Genomic DNA, 14,723 nt, shown 5'->3' with positions numbered 1-14,723 from the left:
AAAAAATATTGCGAGTACTTTCCCTCCTTTTATTTATATGAATTCGTGATGAAATTTTACAAAGAGCTCATATAAATCACTGCGGAACGGAATAATGATAGCAGAACAAGGTATTTACAGATAAAAACGTGGGGAAAAGAAGGGAGAACCGCAGCCAAAAAACAGAATATCCGGCTGCGGCGAAGCTTTACTGCGGGCGGTATTGACCGGGAAGTCGACGGTTGAGGGCATTAAGCAACGCGTCGCTGGCGGGCGTCAGCAGCCACCAGCTTAATCCCACCAGCACGACGGACAGTGAGCCGACGGCGATATCCGTGAACCAGTGAGCGCCAATCATCACGCGCGGCAGTGAAAAGACAACAGCAATCAGCACGCCAATGAAAAAGGCTTTAACGCCGAAGTAGCGCAGCATAAAGGCGGCGAAAATCATCAGCATCATACCGTGGTCGCCGGGGAAGCTGTCGCGAGAGGCGTCTTTGGTCGGGATGCCGGTGAGCTCGCCAACGCGGTTGATGTTCTCGAAGAACAGGGACGGGCTGGCGTGCTGCACCGGCAGCAGATGACCGAGCTGGTTAAGCACCACGGCGGTGAACAGCATGACGATCCCCAGGATCAGCAGGCGACGGCGCTCGACAGGGGCGGCCTTGAGATAAAAACTCAGATATAGCGCACCCATCGCCAACAGTGAGCAGCCGTCAAACGCACGGTTGTTTGTCATCGCGACCAGCATCAGGAATGCGTGGTTGGTCGCCAGGTGCTGATTAAAATAAAAGAAAATAGACTCGTCTATGGCAAACCAGAAGCCGTGATTGGCCGGTAAATACCAAGAAAGAAATAACGCAATGCCGATTACGTTAAATAAAAGAATCACAGGAATATTTCGTTTGGACATAGGAACTGCTCAATTAAAAAAGAATAAAAAATAATTTATCGTATTGTGGTGATTCGAACTTGCAGCAACGTGCGCTGTAGTGAATTCCACTCTGCTTCGGTCTCGTTGATAATCTCAATACGACTATCGGGAGGGGGGGCCGAGCGCGTTTCGATATGAAGATCGTTGCCCTGACGGTTGACCACCAGCGTCCCTTCCGGAATACGCAGCACCCCTTTGACACGGCTCACCGGGGACAAACGCGCCCAGTCCAACAGCTTCGCCGTGTCGAACACGGTCTCGGCGTCGAATATCCAGCCACAGGAATGATATCCCTGTCCGTGATTAAGCGCACGTCTCCAGGTCGTCTGCCCGTCTAGACTCAGTGCCGCCAGCCCGTTGCGCACCGGTTCGCTAGGGTGGTGATGGCGGGTGGACGGCAGGTCGGCGCCGCGTTCACCCGGCAGATCCAGCAGTGCAGCATCAATGTTTCCCTGACTCACCGAAAGGAGCCTGCGCGCTTGCCCAACCTCGTTGTACCAGCGGCTTAACGCCTCGCGGTCGCCATCGTCGTAGGTTTCCTGCTTGTTGGCGATAATGACATCCGCCGCGGCCAACTGGTCGCGGAAGTTTTCGTTTTCCGTGTAGCGCGGCTCCGCCAATTGTCGCGCATCCAGGACGCACAGCGTAGCCTTCACGGTCAGCCAGGGCAGGTAGGTCGATGAACGCAGCAACGACAAAATTTGCTTCGGATGCCCGAGTCCGGTGGGCTCGATCAGCAGACGATGCGGTTTCTTCTGCTGAAGTAGCATGTTCAGCCCGACCTGCATCGGCAAGCCGTTAACGCAACACAGGCAACCGCCGGGGATCTCTTTCAGCACAGCACCGCGATCAGCCAGTAAAGCGCCGTCGATGCCTATTTCGCCGAATTCATTGACCAGTACGGCCCAGACTTCATCAGCCGGTTTCTGAGACAACAGATGGAGCAAGGTGGTGGTTTTGCCGCTGCCGAGGAAGCCGGTAATCACGTTGACTTGGGTTAGCACAGGCGTCTCCCGGAGAAATCAGTGAAACAACACGCCCGGCGGGAACCGGGCGCGGGCACAGTCAGTATTACTCGGCGCGGCCCATGTAACGGCGCTCCGGAATATGAATACGAATTTTTTCACCGGCGCTGAGGTACTCCGGCACCTGGATCACCAGACCGGTGTTCAGCGTGGCCGGTTTGTTGCGAGCGCTGGCGGAAGCGCCTTTAATGCCGGGCGCGGTGTCGACAATTTCCAGATCGACCGTCTGAGGCAGTTCTAGCGCCAGAATCTGTCCATCCATCGTCAGTACCTGAATGCCGGGCATGCCGCCTTCAGGAATAAACAGCAGCTCATCTTCGATCTGCTCTTTTTTGAAATTGTACGGCGTGTAGTCTTCATCATCCATAAAGACATATTCGTCGCCATCAATATAAGAGAAGGTCACCTGACGGCGGGACAGCGTGATGGTGTCGAGGATATCGTCGCCTTTGAAGCGCTCTTCGACTTTCAGTCCGGTACGAACGTCGGAAAAACGCATTTTGTACAGCGTACTGGCGCCGCGGGCGCTCGGACTTTGAATATCGATATCTTTGACCAGCAGCAGTTTACCGTTGTAGTTAACGGCCATACCGCGTTTGATTTCGTTAGCTCTTGCCATGGAAGACATACCTTGTGAAGGGTGAGATAAATTTTTGTGGCGCCAAGTTACTCGCGCGGCCGGATTCAGGCAAGCAGGAATTACGTCACACGGCGTCAACGCGTAGAAAAGCGGTAGTGTTTGACTGTGAGGGCTGATAAGGTCCGCCTTTGTGCCCCTGCACCTCAACGCCCACAGGAATATCGTGATGGACTGTCGTCCCGACTGCGGCGCTTGCTGCATTGCACCTTCAATATCGAGTCCGCTCCCCGATATGCCTGAGGGAAAGCCCGCCAATACGCCTTGCATTCATTTGGACGAGCGAATGCGCTGCGGCATTTTCCATTCTCCGCTTCGGCCTGCCGTGTGCGCCAGCCTGCAGCCCCGGCGGGATATGTGTGGCGAACACCGGGATGAGGCGCTCATCTATCTTATCCAGTTGGAAAACGCGACGGCGCCCTGAAGGTTTGTCGTCAGTCAGACATCCTTAATGCGCCACATGCAGTAGCCTGCGGCCAGACTCAGGCCGATCGCAAAGATGAATCCCGCATGATAGCTCCAGATCTCCGCTACCAGTCCGCCCAGAGAACCCGAAATGATCCAGCCGACGCGGGACGTATTCGAAAACAGCGTCGTGGCTGCCCCCGCCTGACCCGGCATCAAATCCTGAAAATAGAGCATACCGATACCGGCCAAAATGCCGATGAACACGGCGTTCAGCAACTGCAACGCCATCAGCGCCCACGGAGAGTCCAGCAGACACAACCCGAGATAAAACAGCAGGCCGGCGGCAATAGCCAGCCGCATTAAATAGCGCTTGCCAAGACGCCGGGCGAGATAACCCGAAATCAGCATCGCCGGAATCTCCAGCCCTGCCGCCGTTCCCATCATCACGCCCGCCAGCTTGTCTTCCAGCTTCAGCTCTTGCACTAAATAAAGCGGCATATTGATGAGGTAAATGCCATTGCAGGTCCACATGAGCGTACAGGCGGCGCAGAGCAGCAGCGTATCGCGACGGTGACGGCGCGGCGGATGCAGCGTTTCGGCGGTTTTGACGCCGGGATGCTTCGGCATGGAAGGCAACAGCAGTCCGACCAACAGCGCGCACAGCAGGAACACGCCGGTCGCGGCCATATACATCGCGGGGAAGCCCAGACCCAGCGCCAACGCGAAAGCGATAGGCGGACCGACGACCCAGGAAAGCGAGATCTGCGCGCGCATCACGGAACTGAACATCGCGGCTTCGCGTCCTGCACGGTCGGAATATTCACGCGCCAGCGCGAACAGCTGCGGATTGGCCGTCGAGCCGAAGCTGGAAAGGAATACGCCCACCAACAACAGCACCGCATAGTTTCTATTCCAGGCAAACAACAGGCAGGCCAGCGCGCCGAACAGGCAGCAGGCCACGATCAGCCGCTTGCGATCGCCGCGCTTGTCGGAGTAACTGGCCAGGAGTTGGCTGACGATAATACCGATGACCGCATTGCCGGTGTAAAACAGCCCCACCAGCACCGGACGGGCGTGGACTTCCGTGGAAAGGAACAGGCTGAGGGTGGGGAGCTGTAAGGCTCCGGCGATACCCGAGAGAAACGCAATCAGCAGAAAAGCTGACGCGGTAATGTCGGGCAGTCGTCGCGATGTACCGGCTGATGTCTGCATGAGGGTCTTGCGGAGTAAAAATTAGACAGAGCGCCGTATTCTACGCCTGCGTGACGTGAAAGGGTAAACCGTATTGTTCCTTTTTCTTCAGCATGTTTTCAGCTGGCATCCCGCTGAAACTGAACTATAACCTTGTTGATGCGAAAATGTGCGTGACCTCTAAGAATCACACTGAGTTTTATGGACAATGCTTGCATAGATATTGGGAAAGACGCAGTATTTTTGAAACGTTTCAGTTGCGTGTTTTATGAAACGATTTTTATCACTCGGCCATTTTTTTCCCATAAAAGCTGAAACGATTCAAGTTTGGCAGGAGAGGAGAGCTATGTTCCAGTTGTCACAGCAAGATATTCATATAGGGGCGACCGCCGGCGACAAGCAGGAGGCCATCAAGCAAGTGGCCGCCGCGCTGACTGAAGCCGGTTGCGTCAGCGAAGGGTATGTTGAAGGAATGCTACAGCGTGAACTGCAAACCTCTACTTATCTGGGAAACGGTATCGCTATACCGCATGGAACGACGGATACGCGCGACCTGGTACGCAAAACGGGCGTTCAGGTGTTTCAGTTTCCTAAAGGGATTACCTGGGGAGACAACCAAACAGCTTACGTTGTGTTGGGGATCGCGGCACGCTCGGACGAACACCTGGCGCTGCTGCGTCAGCTGACGCACGTTTTGAGCGACGACAGCGTGGCTGAACGTCTGGCGACGACCACATCGACGGAAGCGTTGCGTAGTTTGCTGATGGGCGAACAACAGGCCGCGGAGTTCCGCTTCGACGCCTCGCTGATTTCCCTGAATGTGGCGACGGACAATCTGATCACATTGCAGGCGCTGAACGCGGGCAAACTGCAGCAGATCGGCGCCGTCGATGCCCGTTTCGTCAGTGATGTGGTGGCCAGCAAGCCGCTGCATTTAGGCCACGGCATCTGGGTCAGCGACAGTCAGGAAGGCAATCTGATCAGTGCGCTGGCGGTCAGTCGTCCGATCGATCCGTTCGTCGTCGATGACGAAAAAGTGGCGATGCTGCTGACGATGTCAGCCGTCGACGATCAAGTGAATGCGCCGATTGATTACCTGAGCAAGTTGCTGAGCGCGGGTAAATCCGACAGCCTGCTCAGCGCCGATGCGCCGACGCTGCTGACCTTGTTATCCAGCGAAGCGGCGGAAGAAAGCAACGCGCTGGTGGCGGAGTTCGTTATTCGTAACGAGCACGGCCTGCATGCCCGTCCCGGCGCCATGCTGGTCAACGTCATCAAACAATTTACGAGTGAAATCACCGTCGCCAACCTCGACGGGACGGGCAAACCGGCCAACGGCCGCAGCCTGATGAAAGTGGTGGCGCTGGGCGTGAAGTCCGGCCATCGTTTACGTTTTACGGCCAATGGCAGCGATGCGGAAGCCGCGTTGAAAGCCATTGGTGAAGCTATTGCATCCGGATTAGGGGAGGGAGCATGAGCAGGAGAGTCGCGACCATTACGCTGAATCCGGCTTACGATTTGGTGGGGTACTGCCCGCAGGTCGAACGTGGTGAAGTCAACTTGGTTCAAACCGCAGGTCTGCACGCCGCGGGTAAAGGGATAAATGTCGCCAAGGTGCTAAAGGACCTGGGGATTGATGTCACGGTGGGCGGATTCCTGGGAAAAGATAACCAGGATGGGTTTCAGCAGCTGTTCAGCGAGCTGGGGATCGCCAACCGTTTTCAGGTGGTCAACGGCCGCACGCGCATCAACGTTAAGCTGACGGAGCAGGATGGGGACGTCACCGACCTGAACTTCTCGGGCTTCGAAGTGACGCCGCAAGATTGGCAGCGCTTCGTTAACGATTCGCTGAGCTGGCTGGGGCAATTCGACATGGTGGCGGTTAGCGGAAGTCTGCCGGCGGGCGTCGATCCCGACGCTTTCACCGATTGGATGACTCGCCTGCGCAGCCAATGTCCGTGCATCATTTTCGACAGCAGCCGCGAAGCGCTGGTGGCGGGTCTGAAAGCGTCGCCGTGGTTGGTCAAACCTAACCGCCGCGAACTGGAAATCTGGGCGGGCCGTAAGCTGCCGACGCTGGACGATGTGGTCGATGCCGCGCACGCGCTGCGCGAACAGGGCATTGCGCACGTGGTCATTTCCCTGGGCGCGGAAGGCGCGCTGTGGGTCAATGCTTCCGGCGCCTGGCTGGCCAAGCCGCCGGCTTGCGATGTGATCAGTACCGTCGGTGCGGGCGACTCGATGGTCGGCGGCCTGATTTACGGCTTGCTGATGCGCGAGTCCAGCGAACACACGCTGCGTCTGGCGACGGCGGTGGCGGCACTGGCGGTCAGCCAGAGCAACGTTGGCGTGACGGATCGGCCGCAGCTTGCGGCGATGATGGCCCGCGTTGATCTGAAACCTTTCAATTAACAGCAGGAGAAGCACAATGAAAACGCTGCTGATATTCGATAAGTCATTAGGAAGAGTCAAAAGCAGATTAGTGCACAACCAGCTTGGCGCCGCGGCGTCGAAAGCGGGACTCGCGCTGACGGAACAGCCAGCCGAGGCAGAGCTGGTCATCGTGTTCGGCGGCCAACAGGCAGACAGCGCGCTGAACGGGAAAAACGTGTTTTTCGCCGATGTCACACAGGCGCTGAGTCAGCCGGAGGCGTTGCTGGAAAAAGCCAAGTCGGAGGCCGCGCCTTATCAGGCGAGCGCCGCGGCAACGACGAAGGCGCCATCCACCGCTGCATCGAACGGCGTGACCCGCGTGGTCGCCGTCACCGCGTGTCCGACCGGCGTCGCTCATACGTTTATGGCGGCGGAAGCCATCGAAACGGAAGCGAAGAAGCGCGGCTGGTGGGTCAAAGTCGAAACGCGCGGCTCCGTGGGCGCGGGCAACCCTATCACGCCGGAAGAAGTTGAGCAGGCGGATGTGGTGATCGTCGCCGCCGATATCGAAGTCGACCTGAGCAAGTTCGCTGGCAAGAAGATGTATCGCACCTCGACCGGTCTGGCGCTGAAGAAAACCTCGCAGGAGCTGGATAAAGCGTTGGCGGAAGCGACCGTCTATCAACCGTCCGGGCAGTCCAGCGCGCCGGCGGCCGGGGGTAAAAAAGGCGGNACGGGTCCTTACAGCCACCTGCTGACCGGGGTGTCTTACATGCTGCCAATGGTGGTGGCTGGCGGGTTGTGTATCGCTCTGTCGTTCGTGTTCGGCATCGAGGCGTTCAAGCAGGAAGGGACGTTGGCCGCGGCGCTGATGAAGATCGGGGGCGGTTCCGCCTTCGCGCTGATGGTGCCGATGCTGGCTGGTTATATCGCCTTTTCCATCGCGGACCGCCCGGGGCTGACGCCGGGCCTGGTTGGCGGGATGCTGGCCGTGAGCACCGGCGCAGGATTTATCGGTGGGATCATCGCCGGGTTCCTGGCGGGGTATCTGGCTCGCGCCATCAATAATCATGTCAAGCTGCCGCAAAGTCTCACCGCGCTGAAGCCCATACTGATTATTCCGCTGATTGCGACGCTGATTACCGGCTTGATCATGATTTATGTGGTCGGCACACCCGTCGCCAAAATCCTGACGGGGCTGACTTCCTGGCTGCAGTCAATGGGCACGGCCAACGCGGTCATTCTCGGCGCGGTGCTGGGCGGCATGATGTGTACGGATATGGGCGGACCGGTGAACAAGGTGGCCTACGTATTCGGTACCACGCTGCTCAGTAGCCAGGTTTATGCGCCGATGGCGGCCGTTATGGCTGGCGGGATGGTGCCGCCGCTGGCGATGGGACTGGCAACACTGCTGGCGGGCAAGAAATTCACCCCGCCAGAGCGCGAAGGCGGCAAGGCTGCGCTGGTGCTGGGCATGTGCTTCATTTCCGAAGGTGCTATCCCTTATGCTGCGCGTGACCCGATGCGCGTACTGCCGTGCTGTATTATCGGCGGCGCATTGACCGGCGCGCTGTCCATGGCGGTGGGCGCTAAGCTGATGGCTCCGCACGGTGGTCTGTTCGTCCTGTTGATTCCGGGGGCGATTACACCGGTTATCGGTTACCTGCTCGCTATCATCGCGGGTACGGTGGTCAGCGGTGTGCTGTACGCGCTGCTGAAGCGGCCGGAACCTACCGCCGCAGTTCCGGCGCAGAGCGAGCACATCTGAGTTAGGCCTAAGAGATAACAAGAATGTTGATGATAAACGCCAGTCTACGGACTGGCGTTTTTTTATGGGGAAACGGCGAGTGAGGATGCCATTCGTCGCGCAGGACGGCGGATAGGCGGCCTCATCTTGCGATGAGTCCACGGTTGAGGGGGCAGAGCTTAGCGTTCAACGCGCTGCTGGGACTTCAGCCATGCAATTTCATCCGGCCAGATATCGGGATTCACCGTTTCCAGAATCAGGGGAATACCGTCGAATCGCGGATCGCGCATGATGTGGCTGAAAACCGTTTTGCCGATGTTACCTTCGCCCAGACTGTGGTGGCGGTCGACGCGACTATTGAATTCGCTTTTGGCGTCGTTGAGATGCATGCCGCGCAAATACTGGAAACCAACCACTTTTTCCAGCTCATCAAAGGTGCGCTGGCAATCTTCTTCCGTACGCAGGTCGTAGCCGGCGGCAAAGGCGTGGCAGGTATCAATGCAATAACCGACTCGGCTTTTGTCTTCGACCTGATCGATGATTTCGGCCAGATGCTCGAATCGAAAACCGAGGTTGCTGCCTTGTCCCGCCGTATTTTCAATCACGGCGGTGACCCCTTCAGTGACCTCCAGCGCCATGTTGATGGACTCGGCGATGCGCGAAAGGCAGCGGCTTTCGTCAATTTGCTGCAGATGGCTGCCGGGATGAAAGTTCAGCAACGTCAGCCCCAGTTCCTGACAGCGACTCAGCTCGTCGATGAACGCGGCACGTGACTTTTCCAGCGCCTCCTCAACGGGGTGACCCAGGTTAATCAGATAGCTGTCGTGGGGCAGGATCTGGGCCGGGGTGTAATGATATTGCTCACAGGCGGACTTGAAGCGGTCGATCACGTCCGGGGTTAACGGCGCGGCGCGCCACTGACGCTGGTTTTTAGTAAACAGCGCGAATGCCGTTGCTTCGATCTCGTGTGCGCGGATGACGGCTTGATCAACGCCGCCTGCGGCGCTGACGTGAGCACCTACGTATTTCATTCTTTTCTCCTTTATGTCGGAACGCCCCGACGGGATAGAGACTGCGGGGCGTCGCCTGGCGAGCGCATTATGACATTATCGCCACCGGGGACGGCAAGTCCGGCGTGTCCGAATCAGGAAAACAGATGCATCACGCCCAGATTGATCGCGCCGCCCCCGACTATCAGCCAGATAAACAGCAGCAATGCCAGCAGCACCGGCTTGATGCCTGCCTGTCTGAGCATCTGGACGCGGGTGGCGATCCCCAGCGCGACCATCGCCATCGTCAGCAGCATTCCGTCGAGCTTGACCAGCGTGTGCACCCAGCTGACGGGCAGCAGGGACAGCGAGTTAAACCCCGCCACCAAAATAAACACGACGGCAAACCAGGGAAACAGCATGGGTACGGTTTCCTCCGCATCGACGCCGGCGGGGCGCTGCCGTTTCAGCCATAGGCCGAGCAGGAACAGGAAGGGCGCCAACATCATCACGCGCAGCATTTTGGCGATGACCGCCATGCTTTCTGCTTCGTTATTAATAGCATGGCCTGCAGCGACCACCTGCGCAACCTCATGCAGCGTCGACCCGATATAGACGCCGAACGTCTGTGGCGTAAACAGCACGGCATGGCTGAATGGGAGATGCGCGAAGACCCAGGGGTAAAGAAACATGGCCGTCGTGCCGAATATCACCACGGTGGCAACCGCGACGGCGACTTTATCCGCGTTGGCTTTTAGCACGGGGGCGGTCGCCAATACCGCCGCCGCGCCGCAGATGCTGCTGCCCGCGCCGACGAGCAATACCGTCTGCGTATCCAGTTTGAACCAGCGGCGGCCCAGCCAGCAGGCTAAGAGCAGCGTAGATGACAAGGTGAGGACGTCGATCATCAGCCCGCGAGGCCCGATGGCGGCGATTTGCACGACACTGAGTTTGAATCCATAAAGCACGATCCCAAGACGTAGCAAATGATGTTTCGTCCACTGTACGCCCGCGTCGCACGGCGCCTGCACCCACGGATAGAGCGTATTGCCCAGCACCATCCCCAGAAGGATCGCCAGCGTCAGGGAGCCAAGCCCCCATCGGCTGACTGCGGGGAGATCCGCCAGCCACAGGACGGCCAGCGAGATCAGACCTATCGCGAGAATGCCCGGCAAGCGCTGTTGCGCGGTAAAAGTGGCGGGAACAGCCCGAAGGCGGGTCAGGAAAATCTGCATAGCATGTACCTTGTGACGGGATCTCTTGGGGTCACAGCCTATGCGCCGCGTGCTTAAAATAGAAATTGATTATATATTTATAACCTATGAGTATTAACGATAAGAGCCCACTATGCACATCACCTTACGTCAGCTTGAAGTCTTTACCGAAGTTTTAAAGACGGGGTCGACAACGCAGGCTTCCGTCGCGCTGGCGTTGTCGCAATCGGCCGTCAGCGCGGCGCTGTCCGATTTGGAAGGGCATCTGGGCGTACAGCTTTTTGACCGGGTCGGCAAGCGGCTGGTCGTCAATGAACACGGACGATTGCTGTTTCCAAAGGCATTGGCGCTGCTGGAACAGTCTTCGGAGATCGAACAGCTGTTTCGCCGTGACGTCGGCGCCCTACGCATTTACGCCAGTAGTACCATCGGCAACTATCTGATGCCGGCGATCATCGCCCGCTATCGCCGCGATGCGCCTGACACGCCGCTGGAGTTGCAGGTCGGCAACACGCAGGACGTCGTGAATGCGGTGTCGCAGTTCAGTGTGGACCTCGGGTTGATCGAAGGGCCGTGCCATCATCCGGACCTGATCACGCAGGCCTGGGTCGAGGATGAACTGGTCGTGTTCTGTGCCGCAGACAGCCCGCTGGCCGGGCAGGGGCCGGTGACATTAGAGGCGCTCGCGGATGCGCCGTGGATTCTGCGCGAGCAGGGCTCGGGAACGCGTGAAGTGCTTGACCATCTGCTGCTGGACCGACTGCCGCATTTCCAGCTGATGATGGAGCTGGGCAATTCGGAGGCGATCAAACACGCGGTGCGCTACGGTATGGGGATCAGCTGCCTGTCCCGTCATGTGATCGCCGATCAGTTGGCATCCGGCGCGCTGGTGGAGCTGGAGGTGCCGCTGCACAATCTTAATCGCACGCTATATCTGGTCCACCATCGGCAAAAGCATCTGTCCAACGTGTTGTGCCGTTTTCTGGAGTATTGTCGCCAGCCGGTCTGCGAAGCGTAAATCGCCGCTATCCGCTTTTTAATAAGTGGACGGCTAATGATTATCTCCAGAGGGTATAAATAGCTGTTCCTTATAATCAGGAGCGGGTTATTAACCTCTCTTATGATTGGCGATTCCAGCTACCCAGCCGGGGGGTATTTGTTACAATCCGGCCCTCAATTTTATCGGCCAAGCGGAATCAAGATGGCTCAAAACGATACTCAGACCCCACCACAAGGGGGCAGAACGCTACGCCGTGAACTCAAGGCACGGCATCTTACAATGATCGCCATTGGCGGCTCGATCGGGACAGGACTTTTTGTGGCCTCCGGGGCCACCGTGGCGCAGGCCGGACCGGGCGGTGCGCTGTTGTCTTATGTGCTCATCGGTTTGATGGTCTACTTCCTGATGACCAGCCTCGGTGAACTGGCGGCCTTCATGCCGGTCTCCGGCTCTTTCTCGACCTATGGCTCACGCTATGTGGAAGAGGGATTCGGCTTCGCGCTGGGTTGGAACTACTGGTACAACTGGGCGGTGACCATTGCCGTCGATCTCGTTGCGGCGCAGCTGGTGATGGGGTACTGGTATCCCGATGTGCCGGGCTGGATTTGGAGCGCCCTGTTCCTGACCGTGATCTTTCTGCTGAACTACATCTCCGTCAAAGGGTTTGGCGAAGCGGAGTATTGGTTCTCCCTCATCAAAGTCGTCACCGTGCTGGTGTTTATCGGCGTGGGCGTGCTGATGATTGTCGGTATCCTGAGAGGGGGAGAGCACGCGGGCCTGCATAACTGGGAAATTGGCGATGCGCCGTTTGCGGGCGGTTTCTCGGCGATGATTGGCGTTGCGATGATCGTGGGCTTCTCCTTCCAAGGGACGGAGCTGATTGGGATTGCAGCGGGTGAATCCAAAGACCCGCAGAAAAATATTCCTCGCGCTATCCGTCAGGTGTTCTGGCGCATCCTGCTGTTCTATGTGTTCGCCATCCTGATCATCAGCCTGATTATTCCTTACACCGATCCGAACCTACTGCGTACCGATGTCAAAGACATCAGCGTCAGTCCGTTCACGCTGGTCTTCCAGAACGCGGGCCTGCTGTCTGCCGCCGCGGTGATGAACGCTGTCATATTGACGGCCGTGCTATCCGCGGGCAACTCCGGTATGTATGCCTCGACGCGGATGCTGTTCACGCTGGCACAGGAAGGCAAAGCGCCAGCGATTTTCGGTCGACTGTCTCGTGGCGGCGTGCCGCGCAATGCGCTGTATGCGACAACCGCGGTGGCCGCACTGTGTTTCCTGACCTCCATGTTCGGTAATCAGACGGTCTATCTGTGGTTGTTGAACACCTCGGGGATGACCGGCTTTATCGCCTGGCTCGGCATCGCCATCAGCCACTATCGGTTCCGTCGTGGTTACATCAAGCAGGGTGGCGATTTAACGGCATTACCCTACCTTTCCAGCTTCTTCCCACTGGGGCCGATCTTCGCCTTTGTGCTGTGCTTGATTATCACATTGGGACAGAACTATCAGGCGTTCCTGGCGGACAAGATTGACTGGTACGGTGTCGCGGCGACCTACATTGGTATTCCGTTGTTCCTGTTGATCTGGCTCAGCTACAAGTGGGTAAAACGGACGCGCTTTGTGAAATACGCAGATATGGTTTTTCCGCGCTATAAGTAACCCCGTCAGGGAACATGACTGAAAAAGCCGGTCGCACGCTTCGTGTTGACCGGTTTTTTTTATGGGCGTTGAGGTGGCGTCGGCGTCGGCGTAAGAAAGGGGGGGGGGGCTGTCTGCGGACACTCAGTACAGGATGGTCGAAAGAAGGGAGGAGCAACTCCGGCCCGCGGGGAGCCGGAGAGGGGAAGAGCGTGAGCCGTCAGACGGCGGGATGGCTTTCCGGACGGGTACGGCGATAGTACGTGTAAAGAATCCACGCCAGGGGCAGTAACGCCAGCGGCGCCGCCACATACCCGATCGTACTCATGCCCAAATAGAGGCTGACTTTACTGCCGAGCAGGGCGCCGGCGCCAATGCCCAGGTTATACAGGCCCGAGAAGATGGACATTGCTACGTCGCTGGCATCGGGCGCGAGGCTCAGAACGTTGGTCTGCATCGCCAGACCAATCCCCATGACCGCCATGCCCCACACCATGCACAAAATGATCATGCTGGATTCGTAGCCGGCGGCAGGCAGCAGCAGCACCAGCGAAAGCACCAGCAGTCCAATCGCGCTGAGCAGAAAACCGGTCGGGTGATTGTCGCTGTAGCGGCTATACAGCACGCTGCCGAGAATGCCCGCAGCCCCGAATAGCAGCAGGATCAGCGTGGTGAAGTTTTCCGACTGACCGGCCACATTCTGGATAAACGGCTCAATATAGCTGTAAGCCGTGAAGTGCGCGGTGACCAGAATGACGATTAGCACATATACCGTCACCAGCTCCGGACGCTTGAACAGCATGGGAACGCTGGCCAGCGAGCCAGAGTGTTCGCTCGGCAGACGCGGCAACAGGCGCGCCAGCAGGATCAGCGAAATCGTGGCGCCGACCGCAATCACCATGAAGGTCACGCGCCAGCCCAGCAGCTGACCAACGACGCGACCCATCGGCAGGCCCAGCACCATCGCCAGCGCCGTACCGGTGGCGAGCATACTCAATGCGGCCGCACGTTTCCCCGGCGGCGCCATGCGGATCGCCAGCGAGGCGGTAATCGACCAGAACACCGAGTGCGCCAGCGCCACACCGGCGCGGGAGATCACTAGCACGGTGAAGTTCCAGGCCATCGCCGACAGCACATGGCTAGCGATAAACAGGCAAAAGACGCCGATCAGCAGCTTGCGCCGTTCGATACCGCTGGTCAGCAGCATGCAGATCAAGGACGCCAGAGTGACAATCCAGGCGTAAATGGTAATCATCAGCCCGACTTCTTCTGTCTTCATGGCAAAACTCTGCGCAATGCCGCTGAGAAGTCCGACCGGAATAAACTCGGTGGTATTAAAAATAAACGCAGCAACGGATAGCGTAATGACACGCATCCAGGCTGTGGAGCGTGATGGAGCGGCGGATTCCATAAATGTTTCTCGAAAATTAATAAGGACGGACGCGCTTATTTTAGACAAAGAGGTAAAGGAATACGATGTAGTTCACAATTTTGTATGAACTTTTTTAAGCGAAATGTGTGCTTTATAACGAGAATTTAACCGGTTTGTGCAATAACAGGCGTGGTCACCGGC

At 57.6% G+C, this 14,723-nt stretch carries 13 protein-coding genes; 6 read left to right on the top strand and 7 right to left on the bottom strand.

The window, feature by feature from the left end:
- Positions 1-187 precede the first annotated feature (187 nt).
- The 3 genes from SB13_RS11590 to yeiP all read right to left on the bottom strand — a co-directional run bounded on the left by SB13_RS11590 (position 188) and on the right by yeiP (position 2,557).
- The gene (locus SB13_RS11590) at positions 188-892 is read right to left on the bottom strand and encodes a phosphatase PAP2 family protein (protein WP_026740512.1); all 705 of its coding nucleotides are present in this window, start codon (positions 890-892) and stop codon (positions 188-190) included.
- A gap of 35 nt (positions 893-927) precedes the next feature.
- Complete coding sequence (locus SB13_RS11585; RefSeq protein ID WP_026740511.1) at positions 928-1,917, bottom strand: CobW family GTP-binding protein; 990 nt, start codon at positions 1,915-1,917, stop codon at positions 928-930.
- A gap of 67 nt (positions 1,918-1,984) precedes the next feature.
- Positions 1,985-2,557 carry an elongation factor P-like protein YeiP gene (gene yeiP / locus SB13_RS11580; RefSeq protein WP_026740510.1) on the bottom strand — a complete coding sequence of 191 codons (573 nt, stop codon included), beginning with the start codon at positions 2,555-2,557 and terminating at the stop codon, positions 1,985-1,987.
- 187 nt (positions 2,558-2,744) lie between these two features.
- Between yeiP and SB13_RS17385 the strand changes: the two genes are divergently transcribed.
- Positions 2,745-2,999 (top strand): YkgJ family cysteine cluster protein, encoded by a 255-nt coding sequence (locus SB13_RS17385; RefSeq protein ID WP_072000249.1) that lies wholly within the window; start codon positions 2,745-2,747, stop codon positions 2,997-2,999.
- Positions 3,000-3,013: 14 nt separating this feature from the next.
- Here the strand turns inward: SB13_RS17385 and SB13_RS11575 are convergent, their stop codons facing one another.
- Complete coding sequence (locus SB13_RS11575; protein ID WP_026740509.1) at positions 3,014-4,195, bottom strand: sugar efflux transporter; 1,182 nt, start codon at positions 4,193-4,195, stop codon at positions 3,014-3,016.
- 325 nt (positions 4,196-4,520) lie between these two features.
- Between SB13_RS11575 and fruB the strand changes: the two genes are divergently transcribed.
- The 3 genes from fruB to fruA are packed head-to-tail and all read left to right on the top strand — an operon-like array spanning position 4,521 to position 8,315.
- Positions 4,521-5,651: a fused PTS fructose transporter subunit IIA/HPr protein gene (gene fruB, locus SB13_RS11570; RefSeq protein WP_026740508.1), complete on the top strand. Its 1,131-nt coding sequence runs from the start codon at positions 4,521-4,523 to the stop codon at positions 5,649-5,651.
- Complete coding sequence (gene fruK / locus SB13_RS11565; RefSeq protein WP_026740507.1) at positions 5,648-6,586, top strand: 1-phosphofructokinase; 939 nt, start codon at positions 5,648-5,650, stop codon at positions 6,584-6,586. Before fruB ends, fruK begins: the two co-directional genes overlap by 4 nt.
- A gap of 16 nt (positions 6,587-6,602) precedes the next feature.
- Positions 6,603-8,315 (top strand): PTS fructose transporter subunit IIBC, encoded by a 1,713-nt coding sequence (gene fruA / locus SB13_RS11560; protein WP_026740506.1) that lies wholly within the window; start codon positions 6,603-6,605, stop codon positions 8,313-8,315.
- Positions 8,316-8,473: 158 nt separating this feature from the next.
- Here fruA and nfo read toward each other — a convergent pair whose 3' ends face one another.
- Both nfo and SB13_RS11550 read right to left on the bottom strand, forming a co-directional pair.
- Positions 8,474-9,325: a deoxyribonuclease IV gene (gene nfo / locus SB13_RS11555; protein ID WP_026740505.1), complete on the bottom strand. Its 852-nt coding sequence runs from the start codon at positions 9,323-9,325 to the stop codon at positions 8,474-8,476.
- 113 nt (positions 9,326-9,438) lie between these two features.
- A complete protein-coding gene (locus SB13_RS11550) occupies positions 9,439-10,518 on the bottom strand; it encodes a YeiH family protein (protein ID WP_026740504.1) in 1,080 nt (359 codons plus the stop codon).
- A 112-nt stretch (positions 10,519-10,630) separates the two neighbouring features.
- Between SB13_RS11550 and yieE the strand changes: the two genes are divergently transcribed.
- Together yieE and SB13_RS11540 are read left to right on the top strand one after the other, a co-directional pair.
- Positions 10,631-11,515, top strand: coding sequence for a DNA-binding transcriptional regulator YeiE (yieE, locus tag SB13_RS11545; RefSeq protein WP_026740503.1), 885 nt, complete (start codon positions 10,631-10,633; stop codon positions 11,513-11,515).
- Between the two features lie 183 nt (positions 11,516-11,698).
- The gene (locus SB13_RS11540) at positions 11,699-13,171 is read left to right on the top strand and encodes an amino acid permease (protein WP_026740502.1); all 1,473 of its coding nucleotides are present in this window, start codon (positions 11,699-11,701) and stop codon (positions 13,169-13,171) included.
- Between the two features lie 199 nt (positions 13,172-13,370).
- On the opposite strand, the gene SB13_RS11535 is transcribed toward SB13_RS11540, so the two are convergent.
- Positions 13,371-14,561 carry a sugar transporter gene (locus SB13_RS11535; protein WP_026740501.1) on the bottom strand — a complete coding sequence of 397 codons (1,191 nt, stop codon included), beginning with the start codon at positions 14,559-14,561 and terminating at the stop codon, positions 13,371-13,373.
- Positions 14,562-14,723 lie beyond the last annotated feature (162 nt).

The sequence above is a fragment of the Lonsdalea quercina subsp. quercina genome (assembly GCF_000688695.1).
GTDB classification, from domain to species: domain Bacteria; phylum Pseudomonadota; class Gammaproteobacteria; order Enterobacterales; family Enterobacteriaceae; genus Lonsdalea; species Lonsdalea quercina_D.
This window is presented reverse-complemented; position numbering and strand designations above follow the sequence as displayed.

What these genes read in the sequence shown, in the direction of transcription:
- SB13_RS11590 (WP_026740512.1), bottom strand. Translation starts at nt 892, where the DNA reads ATGTCCAAACGAAATATTCCTGTGATTCTTTTATTTAACGTAATCGGC.
- yeiP (WP_026740510.1), bottom strand. Translation starts at nt 2,557, where the DNA reads ATGGCAAGAGCTAACGAAATCAAACGCGGTATGGCCGTTAACTACAAC.
- SB13_RS17385 (WP_072000249.1), top strand. Translation starts at nt 2,745, where the DNA reads ATGGACTGTCGTCCCGACTGCGGCGCTTGCTGCATTGCACCTTCAATA.
- SB13_RS11575 (WP_026740509.1), bottom strand. Translation starts at nt 4,195, where the DNA reads ATGCAGACATCAGCCGGTACATCGCGACGACTGCCCGACATTACCGCG.
- fruB (WP_026740508.1), top strand. Translation starts at nt 4,521, where the DNA reads ATGTTCCAGTTGTCACAGCAAGATATTCATATAGGGGCGACCGCCGGC.
- fruK (WP_026740507.1), top strand. Translation starts at nt 5,648, where the DNA reads ATGAGCAGGAGAGTCGCGACCATTACGCTGAATCCGGCTTACGATTTG.
- nfo (WP_026740505.1), bottom strand. Translation starts at nt 9,325, where the DNA reads ATGAAATACGTAGGTGCTCACGTCAGCGCCGCAGGCGGCGTTGATCAA.
- SB13_RS11550 (WP_026740504.1), bottom strand. Translation starts at nt 10,518, where the DNA reads ATGCAGATTTTCCTGACCCGCCTTCGGGCTGTTCCCGCCACTTTTACC.
- yieE (WP_026740503.1), top strand. Translation starts at nt 10,631, where the DNA reads ATGCACATCACCTTACGTCAGCTTGAAGTCTTTACCGAAGTTTTAAAG.
- SB13_RS11540 (WP_026740502.1), top strand. Translation starts at nt 11,699, where the DNA reads ATGGCTCAAAACGATACTCAGACCCCACCACAAGGGGGCAGAACGCTA.
- SB13_RS11535 (WP_026740501.1), bottom strand. Translation starts at nt 14,561, where the DNA reads ATGGAATCCGCCGCTCCATCACGCTCCACAGCCTGGATGCGTGTCATT.